The sequence below is a fragment of the Pseudomonas sp. BN102 genome (assembly GCF_029871245.1).
Lineage (GTDB): Bacteria > Pseudomonadota > Gammaproteobacteria > Pseudomonadales > Pseudomonadaceae > Metapseudomonas.
This window is the reverse complement of record NZ_SSON01000062.1, coordinates 59,783-72,081: the sequence shown is the minus strand read 5'-3', so window position 1 is coordinate 72,081 and position 12,299 is coordinate 59,783. Positions and strand designations below refer to the sequence as shown.

General features: G+C 65.5%; 9 protein-coding genes. 8 read left to right on the top strand and 1 reads right to left on the bottom strand.

Features of this window, described 5'->3' with window-relative positions; all coding sequences use genetic code 11:
• The 6 genes from E8F12_RS12450 to E8F12_RS12425 all read left to right on the top strand — a co-directional run.
• A partial coding sequence (locus tag E8F12_RS12450) for an L-serine ammonia-lyase (protein WP_280325550.1) occupies positions 1 to 1,371 on the top strand: 1,371 nt, incomplete at its 5' end.
• Positions 1,372 to 1,375: 4 nt separating this feature from the next.
• On the top strand, positions 1,376 to 2,380 hold the full coding sequence (locus E8F12_RS12445; RefSeq protein ID WP_280325549.1) for a GlxA family transcriptional regulator: 1,005 nt from the start codon (positions 1,376 to 1,378) through the stop codon (positions 2,378 to 2,380).
• A 401-nt stretch (positions 2,381 to 2,781) separates the two neighbouring features.
• Complete coding sequence (locus E8F12_RS12440) at positions 2,782 to 3,993, top strand: M24 family metallopeptidase (protein WP_280325548.1); 1,212 nt, start codon at positions 2,782 to 2,784, stop codon at positions 3,991 to 3,993.
• Between the two features lie 292 nt (positions 3,994 to 4,285).
• Positions 4,286 to 5,629 carry an MFS transporter gene (locus E8F12_RS12435; protein WP_280325547.1) on the top strand — a complete coding sequence of 448 codons (1,344 nt, stop codon included), beginning with the start codon at positions 4,286 to 4,288 and terminating at the stop codon, positions 5,627 to 5,629.
• Between the two features lie 132 nt (positions 5,630 to 5,761).
• Complete coding sequence (locus E8F12_RS12430; RefSeq protein WP_280325546.1) at positions 5,762 to 6,544, top strand: creatininase; 783 nt, start codon at positions 5,762 to 5,764, stop codon at positions 6,542 to 6,544.
• 88 nt (positions 6,545 to 6,632) lie between these two features.
• Complete coding sequence (locus E8F12_RS12425) at positions 6,633 to 8,027, top strand: cytosine permease (RefSeq protein ID WP_280325545.1); 1,395 nt, start codon at positions 6,633 to 6,635, stop codon at positions 8,025 to 8,027.
• 224 nt (positions 8,028 to 8,251) lie between these two features.
• On the opposite strand, the gene E8F12_RS12420 is transcribed toward E8F12_RS12425, so the two are convergent.
• Positions 8,252 to 9,271, bottom strand: coding sequence for a GlxA family transcriptional regulator (locus E8F12_RS12420; protein WP_280325544.1), 1,020 nt, complete (start codon positions 9,269 to 9,271; stop codon positions 8,252 to 8,254).
• 414 nt (positions 9,272 to 9,685) lie between these two features.
• Here E8F12_RS12420 and glyA point away from each other — a divergent pair, with 414 nt between their 5' ends.
• Both glyA and E8F12_RS12410 read left to right on the top strand, forming a co-directional pair.
• Positions 9,686 to 10,939, top strand: a complete 1,254-nt coding sequence (gene glyA / locus E8F12_RS12415; RefSeq protein WP_280325543.1) for a serine hydroxymethyltransferase — start codon at positions 9,686 to 9,688, stop codon at positions 10,937 to 10,939.
• Between the two features lie 68 nt (positions 10,940 to 11,007).
• Complete coding sequence (locus E8F12_RS12410; RefSeq protein ID WP_280289287.1) at positions 11,008 to 12,258, top strand: sarcosine oxidase subunit beta; 1,251 nt, start codon at positions 11,008 to 11,010, stop codon at positions 12,256 to 12,258.
• Positions 12,259 to 12,299: the final 41 nt, after the last annotated feature.

Genomic DNA, 12,299 nt, shown 5'->3' with positions numbered 1-12,299 from the left:
ATCAGCGTGTTCGACCTGTTCAAGATCGGTATCGGCCCCTCCAGCTCGCACACCGTGGGCCCCATGCGCGCGGCGGCGCTGTTCGCCACGGCGCTGCGCGAGCGCGGCCTGCTGGCGCAGGTGCGCCGCGTCGAGGTGCGCCTGTACGGCTCGCTGTCGGCCACCGGCGTCGGCCACGGCACCGACCGCGCCACGCTGATGGGGCTGATGGGCGAATGGCCGGACCGTATCGATCCGACGCAGATCGGCCCGCGCATCGAGGCGCTGCAGGCCGCCGGCGAGCTGCTGCTGGACGGCCGCCAGCCGGTGCCGTTCGACTGGAGCCGCGACCTGCTGCTGCTGGAAGAAAACCTGCCCTACCACCCCAACGCCATGACCCTGATCGTCGAAGGCGAGGGCGGTGAACTGCACCGCGACACCTACTACTCGATCGGCGGCGGCTTCGTGGTCGACGAGGCCCAGGCCAAGGCCGGCCAGCTGGATCAGGACGCCACCGCACTGCCCTATGACTTCTCCAGCGCCGAGGAGCTGCTGCAGCTCTGCCAGCGCCACAACCTGCGCATCGCCGAACTGATGCTGGCCAACGAGAAGGCCTGGCGCAGCGAGGCGGAGATCCGTGCCGGGCTGCTCAAGCTGTGGGACGCCATGCAGGAGTGCGTGAGCAACGGCCTCGGCCACGAAGGCATCCTCCCCGGCGGGCTGAATGTGCGCCGCCGCGCGGCCAAGCTGCACCGCAGCCTGCAGGAGCTGGGCAAGCCCAACGTGATCGGCTCGACCATGAGTGCCATGGAGTGGGTCAACCTCTACGCCCTGGCGGTGAACGAAGAAAACGCCGCCGGCGGGCGCATGGTCACCGCGCCGACCAATGGCGCGGCGGGGATCATCCCGGCGGTGCTGCACTACTACATGCGCTTCAACCCCGAGGCGTCGGAGGACGACGTGGTGAACTTCTTCCTCGGCGCGGCGGCGGTGGGCATTTTGTGCAAGAAGAACGCCTCGATCTCCGGCGCCGAAGTCGGTTGCCAGGGCGAGGTGGGCTCGGCCTGCGCGATGGCCGCGGCGGGGCTGGCGGAAGTGCTGGGGGCGACCCCGGCGCAGCTGGAGAACGCGGCGGAGATCGGCCTGGAGCACAACCTGGGGCTGACCTGCGATCCGGTGGGCGGGCTGGTGCAGGTGCCGTGTATCGAGCGCAACGCGATCGCCGCGGTGAAGGCGATCAACGCGGCGCAGATGGCGCTGCGCGGCGACGGCGAGCACTTCATCTCGCTGGACCAGGTGATCCGCACCATGCGCGACACCGGTGCCGACATGCACGACAAGTACAAGGAAACCTCGCGCGGCGGCCTGGCCGTCAGCGCTGTGGAGTGCTGATGCCATGAGCGCCTATCAAGCCCTTCCGCAAGCCCGGCAACGGCTGGAGTCCATCGGCTTCCTGCTACTGGAGGACTTCAGCCTGATCGCCCTGGCCGGTGCCCTGGAACCCCTGCGCCTGGCCAACCAGCTGTCCGGCAGCCTGCTCTACCGCTGGCGCACGCTGAACCTGGATGGCTCAGCGGTCCGCGCCGGCAATGGCATGCAGGTATCTCCCGAGGCGCGGCTGGGGGATGAGCCGAATCTGGATGCGCTGATCCTCTGTGGCGGCGATGGACCGGCTGGCGCCTGCGACCCGGCGCTGCGTGTCCGGCTCCAGGCCCTGGCGGCGGCCGGCGTGCACCTGGGCGCATTGGGTTCGGCCAGTTGGGTACTGGCCGAAGCCGGCCTGTTGCAGGGCTACGAATGCAGCACTGCCTGGACCTGCCGGGAGGACCTGCGCGAACGCTTCCCCGGCATCGCCCTGAGCCCGCAGCCCTATGTGCTGGACCGCGACCGCTACACCGCCGCCGGCGGCAGCGCCGCGCTGGAGTTGATGCTGCAGCTGATCGGCCGCAGCCAGGGCCCGGCATTGCTCGGCGCCATCAGCGAGACCCTGGCCTTCGGCCAACTGCGCAGCGAGCCCACGCCGCCGCGGCTGACCCTGCGCGAAGCCCTGGCCAGCGCCCAGCCAAAACTGCAGGAAGTGATAGCGCTGATGGAGGCTAATCTGGAAGAACCCATCGACCTGGATGACCTGGCGAGTTTCATCGAGCTGTCGCGGCGGCAGCTGGAGCGGTTGTTCCAGAAATACCTGCGCTGCTCGCCGTCGCGCTTTTACCTCAAGCTGCGCCTGCTGCGCGCCCGCCAGCTGCTGCGCCAGACCGCCCTGCCGGTGGTGCAGGTGGCCGTGGGGTGCGGCTTCCTTTCCGCGCAGAACTTCTCCAAGTGCTACCGCGAACACTTCGGCATCCCGCCGAGCAACGAACGGCTGGACAAGCCGCAGCTGTGCCGAGCCGCTATGCATTGATACCGAGCGACACCACCTTCGGGCCCGCCCGTGCCTGGCAGCACGGTCCGGGCCCGTTTTTTTTGGGTGGTGGCCGGTTGGGGGCGGGGCCTTCGTTGTAGGGGCGAATTCATTCGCCAAGGGCGGCGAAGCTGCCCCTGCAATCTCCCAACGGCAGACCTGCGGCCTGCTTGGCGAATGAATTCGCCCCTACAGAAAAGCGGTCTGTACCAGTCAGGCAAGTCCAAGTGAATCCCGCCCCTCCCTCGCCCATGCTCGGACCTCCATGTTCGCCCCAGCGGATCTAACCAACTTCGGGTCGGATTCGTACAAAAAGTGCCTGGATGCATCTGTTGCAATGCATTCCAACGGCCCACCAGCCCGGTGTGCCGAGTCAGTGGAAAACAACAAGGGTTCACGCCATGCAAATGCCCAAGACGATCCGCATCCGTAACGGCGACAAGGTTCGCGCCACCTTCTCCGCCCAGGAATACGCCAACCGCCAAGCCAGGCTGCGCGCCCACCTGGCGGCGGAGAACATCGATGCCGCGGTGTTCACCTCGTACCACAACATCAACTACTACTCGGACTTCCTCTACTGCTCCTTCGGACGTCAGTACGCCCTGGTGGTGACCCAGGACGACGTCATCAGCATCAGTGCCAACATCGACGGCGGCCAGCCCTGGCGCCGCACCCAGGGCACCGACAACATCGTCTACACCGATTGGCAGCGCGACAACTACTTCGTCGCCATCCAGCAGGCCCTGCCCAAGGCCCGCCGCATCGGCATTGAGGCCGACCACCTGAGCCTGCAGAACCGCGACAAGCTGGCCGCCCGCTACCCCGACGCCGAGCTGGTAGACGTGGCCGCCGCCTGCATGCGCATGCGCATGATCAAGTCGACCGAGGAACACGTGATGATCCGCCACGGCGCGCGCATCGCCGATATCGGCGGCGCAGCGGTGGTGGAAGCCCTGCGCGACCAGGTGCCGGAATACGAAGTGGCGCTGCACGCCACCCAGGCCATGGTCCGCGCCATCGCCGACACCTTCGAGGACGTGGAGCTGATGGACACCTGGACCTGGTTCCAGTCCGGCATCAACACCGACGGCGCACACAACCCGGTGACCACCCGCAAGGTGGACAAGGGCGACATCCTCAGCCTGAACTGCTTCCCGATGATCGCCGGCTACTACACCGCCCTGGAACGCACCCTGTTCCTCGACCATTGCTCCGACGATCACCTGCGCCTGTGGGAGGTCAACGTCGAGGTGCACGAGGCCGGTCTCAAGCTGATCAAGCCCGGTGCGCGCTGCAGCGACATTGCCCACGAGCTGAACGAGATCTTCCTCAAGCACGACCTGCTGCAATACCGCACCTTCGGCTACGGCCACTCCTTCGGCACCCTCAGCCACTACTACGGCCGCGAGGCCGGGCTGGAGCTGCGCGAGGACATCGACACCGTGCTGGAGCCCGGCATGGTGGTGTCCATGGAGCCGATGATCATGCTGCCCGAAGGCCTGCCGGGCGCCGGCGGCTACCGCGAGCACGACATCCTGATCGTCAACGAACACGGCGCCGAGAACATCACCAAATTCCCCTACGGCCCGGAGAAAAACATCATCCGCAAATGATCCGATCCACGCCCGCGCAGCGCCGACCCCCTGCGCGGGCCGTGGTTTGCATGCACCACCACAACAAGAACCGACGCGCGGCATCCACGGGGCCCAGGCCCCACGCACGCGCCACCCTTTGACTACCCGCTGCCGAAATCACCACAACAACAGAGGTACAGGCGATGGTCAGGTTTATTTCAGGAACGCTCCTTCGGGGAGTGGCCGACAGTGTGTGCTTCAACATCGGTCGGGTCGCTCCCGTCCATACTCCAGGCATCCAGGTGCAGCTCCCCGTTGATGGGGGTGCCCGATGAGTCTTTCCAACCAGTCCCTGGCCTACGACCAGGCCGGAAGCCAGATGGCCAGCAGCGAGCGCAGCACCCTCCGCCGCGCGGCGACCGCCAGCTTCATGGGCAACTTCGTCGAATGGTTCGACTACGCCGCCTACGGCTACCTGGCGGCGGTGATCGCGGTGGTGTTCTTCCCCGCCACGGACAAGACGACCGGCCTGCTGGCTGCCTTCGCGGTGTTCGCCATCTCCTTCATCGTCCGACCCATCGGCGGCATCGTCTGGGGCCATATCGGCGACCGTTACGGCCGGCGTAACGCTCTGTCCCTGTCCATCCTCATCATGTCCGGCGCCACCTTCTGCATTGCGCTGCTGCCGACCTACGCCCAAGTGGGCATGCTTGCGCCGCTGCTGCTATTGCTGATTCGCCTGGTGCAAGGCTTCTCAGCCTCGGGGGAATACGCCGGCGCGGCGGCCTTCCTCGCCGAATACGCACCGGACAACAAACGCGGCTTCTACACCAGCCTGGTGCCGGCCAGTACGGCGGCGGGGCTGCTGTTCGGCTCGCTGTTCGCCGCAGGGCTCTATTCGCAGCTGGATTCGGAGCAACTGCACAGCTGGGGCTGGCGCATTCCCTTCCTGCTGGCGGCGCCCCTGGGCCTGATCGGCCGCTACATTCGCCTGCACCTGGAAGACACGCCGAAGTTCCGCGAGATGGAGCAGGCCCTGGAGCAGAAGGGTGGCGAGCACAACGTGCCGATTCGCGCGCTGTTCGGCGTGCACCGCAAGCGCGTGCTGGTGGCCATCGGTGTCACCTGCCTCAACGCGGTGGCCTTCTACCTGATCCTCAGTTACATGCCCACCTACCTGTCCACCGAGATGGGCATGACCGAAACCGATTCGTTCCTGGCCTCCACCGTGTCCCTGGCCACCTACATCGGTTTCATCTTCCTGATGGGCAAGCTGTCCGACCGTTTTGGTCGCAAGACCATGCTGATCGCCGCGTCGCTGCTGTTCCTCGGGGTGACCGTGCCGTTGTTCGGCCTGCTCGGAGGACAGTCCTTCGCCTTCATCCTGCTGATCCAGATCGCCTTCGGCCTGATGCTGGCGATGAACGACGGCACCCTGCCGTGCTTCCTCGCCGAAGTCTTCCCGACGCGGGTGCGCTATAGCGGCTTCGCCTTCAGTTTCAACACCGCCAACGCCCTGTTCGGCGGCACCGCGCCGTTCATCGCCACCTGGCTGATCAGCCAGACCGGCGACAAGCTCGCCCCGGCCTGGATGCTGGTGGGCGCGGCGGCGGTGGCCCTGCTAGCGATGCTGTGTATCCGCGAGACGGCGCACCGGGCCCTGGTGGACGACTGAGGGCAGGCCCCTGGCGATCCTGCCAACTTCGGGTCGGATTTGTACAAAAATCGTCCATTCACTTCTGATGCAATGCCATCAGCGGAAGACCGTCCGTTGCCGGGCGTCGCCCTGAATTCCTGGAGAAATTCGATGAGCAAGAGCGTTTTCGTAGGTGAGCTGACCTGGAAGGAGTACGAGGCTCGTGTCGCGGCAGGCGACTGCGTGCTGATGCTGCCGGTCGGCGCCCTGGAACAGCACGGCCACCACATGTGCATGAACGTCGATGTGCTGCTGCCCACGGCGGTGTGCCAGCGGGTCGCCGAACGCATCGACGCCCTGGTGCTGCCGGGCCTGCAGTATGGCTACAAGTCGCAGCAGAAGTCCGGCGGCGGCAACCACTTCCCCGGCACCACCAGCCTGGACGGCGCCACCCTCACTGGCACGGTGCAGGACATCATCCGCGAACTGGCCCGCCATGGCGCGCGGCGGCTGGTGCTGATGAACGGGCATTACGAGAACTCGATGTTCATAGTCGAAGGCATCGACCTGGCCCTGCGCGAGCTGCGCTATGCCGGCATCCACGACTTCAAGGTTGTGGTCCTGTCCTACTGGGATTTCGTCAAGGACCCGGACGTGATTCAGCGGCTCTATCCCGACGGCTTCCTCGGCTGGGACATCGAGCATGGCGGTGTCTTCGAGACCTCGCTGATGCTCGCCCTCTACCCGGAGCTGGTGGACCTGGACAAGGTGGTGGACCACCCGCCCGCGACCTTCCCGCCCTATGACGTGTTCCCGGTGGACCCGGCACGCACGCCGGCACCAGGCACCCTGTCGTCGGCGAAGACCGCCAGCCGCGAAAAGGGCGAGCTGATCCTCGAGGTCTGCATCCAGGGCATCGCCGACGCCATCACCCGGGAGTTCCCGCCCGCCTGAGCCGGCATTGCGTCACCCCGAACACCGAACAAGCGGCTTCAACAACTACAAGAAGGACCGTCCGGCGGTCCGAGAGGAAGTTTCAGCTATGTCGAATTCAGACGCACACAAAGAGTACGGGCTCAGCCAGATCAAACCCGAGGAACGCAGCTACGGCTTCGTCGACACGGTATGGACCTGGTTCGGCTCCGGCATCAACACCGGCTCCTGGTTCTTCGGCGGCATGGCCGCCGCCCTGGGCATGGTCTTCGTCCTGCAATACAGCCTGCTCTGGCTGCCGCTGATGATGATCCCCTGGGCGGTGGTGGCCTACATCGGCTACCGCTATGGCGCCAGCACCGCCGTGGTCTCGCGGCCCGCGCTGGGCACCAAGGGTTCGCGCCTGACCGGCGTGGCCCAGTTCCTGGTGCTGATCGGCTGGCCAAGCGTGAACAGCTTCATCGCCGCCATCTCCCTCAGCCATGTGTTCGGCGCCGCATTCGGCTGGCCGGTGTTCGGCCAGCCGGGCTCCACCGGGCCGATGGTCCTGGGCATCCTGCTGACCGCCATCGCCCAGGGCGTGATCACCTTCCTCGGCCACGAGGCGATCCGCTACCTGGAGCGCGTGGCCGGCATCCTGCTGCTGGTGCTGGGGGGCTGGGTGACCCATGTGGTGCTGTCCCAGTGGGACCTGAAGCAGGTCATGGACTTCAAGGTGGCGGCGCCCACTCACAGCGTGGCCTTCTTCATCGACCTGGCCTTCGGCTTCTCCTGGACCTGGGCGCAGGTGGCGGACTTCTCGCGCTTCTCCAAGACCGGCACCGCGGCCGCCGTCGGCAGTTGGCTGGGGCTGAACGTGGGGCAGGGCTGGTTCATGGTGATCGGCGCCATCGGGGCCATTGGCGTGGCGCTGCAGAGCGGCTTCGTCGACCCGAACAACTCCGACCCCAGCTCCACCCTGGCCACCCTGGGCCTGGGCATGGTGTCCTTCCTGGTGCTGATCTTTGCCACCGTGAGCACCAACGTCACCGTGCTCTACGGCTCGGGCATGGGGCTGCTGGGCGCCTTCAAGGGCCTGACGCCGAAGAAGGCGCTGGCGATCATCGTCGTGCTGCAGCTGGTGCTGTGCTTCGTGCCCATGGCCTTCGATTCCTTCCTGCACTACTTCGAAAGCTTCCTCGGCGTGATCGGCGGCATCTTCATCCCGCTCTGGACCATCATCCTGGTGGACTACTTCTGCGTGCGCGGCAAGCGCCTGTCCGATCGTGACCTGTTCGCCGAGGCCGGCGGCGCCTACTACGGCGCCAATGGCTGGAACGCTGCAGGCATCACCTCGCTGGTGGTGGGCTTCGCGGTGTACTTCGTCCTCGCCCATGTGTTCAAGGACGTGGCGGAGCAGATCACCGCCAGCTTCCCGGCGATCCTGGCGTCGGGCCTGCTGTACTGGCTGATGGCGAAGAAGCCGGTGGTGGCGCTGAGCAATGACATGGAACGGGACACCTGATTCGCAAGTTCCGGAAATGAGAGCGCCGCCCTCCGAGAGGAGAGCGGCGTTTTTGTTTTGGGGTACCGGCGGGCTTTTTCGCTTTTGTGGGGGCGAATTCATTCGCTAAGGGCAGCGCAGCTGCCCCATCCGGCCGCATCGGGCAGCCCTTCGGCCTGCTCAGCGAATGAATTCGCCCCCACAGAAAAGCAGCCCCCACAGGATAAGCAGCGTCGGTGTGGGGCTCAGCCGTGCAACGGACTCTGCTTGCGCTCGCCACGCGGCGAATGGCCGAAGAATCGGCTGTAGCACTTGGAGAAGTGCGCCGGGGAGGCGAAGCCGCAGGCCAGGGCGATGTCGCGGACCTGGGATTCGCTGCGCAGCAGCAGATCGCGGGCACGGTTCAGGCGCAGCTCCAGGTAGTACTGGCTGGGCGTGCGTTCCAGGTACTTGTGGAACAGCCGCTCCAGTTGGCGTACCGACACCTCGTTGAGTTGGGCCAGCTCCTCCAGCTCCAGCGGCTCTTCCAGGTTGGCTTCCATGATCGCGACGATCTGGCTCAGCTTTGGCTGCGCATGGCCAAGCTTTTGCCGCAGGGGCACGCGCTGCTGTTCGCGGGCGCCGCGCATGCGGTCGCAGAGCAGCAGCTCGGCGGCGCGGGTGGCGATCTCCATGCCGCCCGGTTCACGGGCGATCAGTTGCAGGGTCATGTCCATGGACGCGGTGCCGCCGGAGCAGGTGTAGCGGTCGCGGTCCAGCTCGAACAGCTGGTTGGAGATGACGATACCGGGGAACTTGTCCTTCACCTGCTCGATGTCTTCCCAGTGCACGGTGCAGCGGTAGCCCTTGAGCAGTTCGGCGCTGGCCAGCAGGTGGCTGCCGGTGCAGATGCCGCCGAGCGCCACATCGTGCTGGGCCAGCTTGCGCACCCAGTGGAGCAGGCGGCGGTCGTAGCGCGGTGGCATGGGGTTGGAACCGACGACGAAGAGGGCATCCAGTACCGGGGCGTCGTCGATGGAATGGTCGGGCACCACGCGCATACCGTTGCTGGCCTGCACGGGCTCATGGTCGGCGGCGATCAGCAAGGTGTGGAAGAGGGTGCGTTTGGCGGCCAGGTTGGCCATGCGCAGGGTCTCGATCGCCGAGGCGAAGCCGATGGTGGTGAAGTTGGGAATCAGCAGGAAACCGAAGGTCTTCACTCCGGTCGGCCGGGGTTGGCCTGATGTTTCGTCGACGGGCGGCGCCGCAAGGTTCGCAACAGCCATCTGGTTCTTCCTCCACTGCATCGACTGTCGTTTTTGGGTATAGGCGGGTGACGCAGACGTCGAAGTGCAGCTCTGTCTTCTTATTGTTTTCCGGCCCGGTCCTAGCCCGGCGCGGGGGTCCAGCTTACACCCATTCATGCCCCGGGATCAGCGGCGTCAACGGCCGCTAATCTCCATTTCTCGGCAGTTCCGGGCGGTATCCGGCCACTGTTGGGCGAGGCACTGTCGGAAGGCAGAAGGATTTACCCGTCCACCCAGGTCAGTTTGGGCATTTACACGTCGCAAACAGGCAAACGGGGTGTCGGGCTATTTCGCACAATCGGCCGCAACAGGCTGGAACCGACCGGACTCGACCGGCCGGCAAAGGGCCCCCGAACAATAGAGACGACACCGGGTTGTCGCAGGAGATCATCGATGTTCAGCAAGCAAGACCAGATTCAGGGTTATGACGACGAACTGTTCAGCGCCATCCAGGAAGAAGAAAGTCGTCAGGAAGACCACATCGAGCTGATCGCCTCGGAAAACTACACCAGCAAACGCGTGATGGAGGCCCAGGGCAGCGGCCTGACCAACAAGTACGCCGAAGGCTATCCGGGCAAGCGCTACTACGGTGGCTGCGAGCATGTGGACAAGGTCGAGCAGCTTGCGATCGACCGCGCCAAGCAGCTGTTCGGCGCCGACTACGCCAACGTCCAGCCGCACTCCGGCTCCCAGGCCAACAGCGCCGTTTATCTGGCCCTGCTGCAGGCCGGTGACACCATCCTCGGCATGAGCCTGGCCCACGGCGGCCACCTGACCCACGGCGCCAAGGTGTCGTCCTCGGGCAAGCTGTACAACGCCGTGCAGTACGGCCTGGATACCGCCACCGGCCTGATCGACTACGACGAAGTCGAACGCCTGGCCGTCGAGCACAAGCCGAAAATGATCGTTGCCGGCTTCTCCGCCTACTCCAAGACCCTCGACTTCCCGCGCTTCCGCGCCATCGCCGACAAGGTGGGTGCGCTGCTGTTCGTCGACATGGCCCACGTCGCCGGCCTGGTGGCCGCCGGCCTGTACCCGAACCCGCTGCCCTACGCCGACGTGGTGACCACCACCACCCACAAAACCCTGCGTGGCCCGCGTGGCGGCCTGATCCTGGCCAAGTCCAACGAAGAGATCGAGAAGAAGCTGAACTCCGCCGTGTTCCCCGGTGCCCAGGGTGGCCCGCTGATGCACGTGATCGCCGCCAAGGCCGTCTGCTTCAAGGAAGCGCTGGAGCCCGGTTTCAAGGAATATCAGGCGCAAGTCATCAAGAATGCCCAGGCCATGGCCAAGGTGTTCATCGACCGCGGCTACGACGTGGTCTCCGGCGGCACCGACAACCACCTGTTCCTGGTCAGCCTGATCAAGCAGGGCAAGACCGGCAAAGAGGCGGACGCCGCCCTCGGCCGCGCCGGCATCACCGTGAACAAGAACGCCGTGCCGAACGACCCGCAGTCGCCCTTCGTGACCTCCGGCGTGCGCATCGGCACCCCGGCCATCACCAGCCGTGGCTTCAAGGAAGAGCAGAGCACCGAACTGGCGGGCTGGATCTGCGACATCCTCGACCACCTCGGCGATGCCGACGTCGAAGCCCAGGTGGCCAAACAAGTCGCCGGCCTCTGCGCCGACTTCCCTGTCTACCGCTGAGTCATCTCACCCTCTCCCCCGGCCCCTCTCCCACAAGTGGGAGAGGGGAGTAGAACCAGGAGCATTCCATGCAACGTTATTCCGGCTTCGGTCTGTTCAAGCACTCCCTGAGCCACCACGAAAACTGGCAACGCATGTGGCGCAACCCAACGCCGAAGCCGGTTTATGACGTGATCATCGTCGGCGGTGGCGGCCACGGCCTGGCCACCGCCTACTACCTGGCTAAGGAATTCGGCGTGAAGAACGTCGCGGTGGTGGAGAAGGGCTGGCTGGGCGGCGGCAACACCGCGCGCAATACCACCATCGTCCGCTCCAACTACCTGTGGGACGAGGCGGCGCAGCTGTACGAGCACGCCATGAAACTGTGGGAAGGCCTGTCCCAGGACCTGAACTACAACGTGATGTTCTCCCAGCGCGGCGTCTACAACCTCTGCCACACCCTGCAGGACATGCGTGACTCGGCCCGTCGGGTCAACGCCAACCGCCTCAACGGTGTGGACGGCGAGCTGCTGGACGCCAAGCAGGTGGCCGAGGAGATCCCCTTCCTCGACTGCAGCAAGAACACCCGCTACCCGATCATGGGGTCCACCGTGCAGCGCCGTGGCGGCGTCGCCCGTCACGACGCCGTGGCCTGGGGCTATGCCCGTGCCGCCGACGCCCTGGGCGTGGACCTGTTGCAGAACACCGAAGTGCTCGGCTTCCGCAAGCAGGACGGCGCAGTAATTGGCGTGGAAACCAACCGCGGCTTCATCGGCGCCAAGCGCGTCGGCGTGGTCACCGCCGGTAACTCCGGGCACATGGCCAAGCAGGCCGGCTTCCGCCTGCCGCTGGAATCCCACCCGCTGCAGGCACTGGTCTCCGAGCCGATCAAGCCGATCATCCACAGCGTGATCATGTCCAACGCCGTGCATGGCTACATCAGCCAGTCGGACAAGGGCGACCTGGTCATCGGTGCCGGTATCGACGGCTACAACGGCTACGGCCAGCGCGGTTCCTACGGGACCATCGAACACACCCTGCAGGCCATCGTGGAGATGTTCCCGATCCTCTCCCGCGTGCGCATGAACCGGCAGTGGGGCGGCATCGTGGATACCACCCCGGACGCCTGCCCGATCATCTCCAAGACCCCGGTGAAGAATCTGTTCTTCAACTGCGGCTGGGGCACCGGCGGCTTCAAGGCCACCCCGGGTTCGGGCCATGTGTTCGCGGCGAGCCTGGCGCGCGGCGAGATGCACCCGCTGGCCAAGCCCTTCTCCATCGACCGTTTCCATACCGGCGCACTGATCGACGAGCACGGCGCCGCTGCCGTGGCTCATTGAACATTCGCCAACAGGGCGACAACTGATTCCCCTCTCCCGCT

Bases quoted from the DNA above. Each gene is read 5' to 3' on its own strand.
- E8F12_RS12445 (WP_280325549.1), top strand. From the start codon at position 1,376: ATGAGCGCCTATCAAGCCCTTCCGCAAGCCCGGCAACGGCTGGAGTCC.
- E8F12_RS12440 (WP_280325548.1), top strand. From the start codon at position 2,782: ATGCAAATGCCCAAGACGATCCGCATCCGTAACGGCGACAAGGTTCGC.
- E8F12_RS12435 (WP_280325547.1), top strand. From the start codon at position 4,286: ATGAGTCTTTCCAACCAGTCCCTGGCCTACGACCAGGCCGGAAGCCAG.
- E8F12_RS12430 (WP_280325546.1), top strand. From the start codon at position 5,762: ATGAGCAAGAGCGTTTTCGTAGGTGAGCTGACCTGGAAGGAGTACGAG.
- E8F12_RS12425 (WP_280325545.1), top strand. From the start codon at position 6,633: ATGTCGAATTCAGACGCACACAAAGAGTACGGGCTCAGCCAGATCAAA.
- E8F12_RS12420 (WP_280325544.1), bottom strand. From the start codon at position 9,271: ATGGCTGTTGCGAACCTTGCGGCGCCGCCCGTCGACGAAACATCAGGC.
- glyA (WP_280325543.1), top strand. From the start codon at position 9,686: ATGTTCAGCAAGCAAGACCAGATTCAGGGTTATGACGACGAACTGTTC.
- E8F12_RS12410 (WP_280289287.1), top strand. From the start codon at position 11,008: ATGCAACGTTATTCCGGCTTCGGTCTGTTCAAGCACTCCCTGAGCCAC.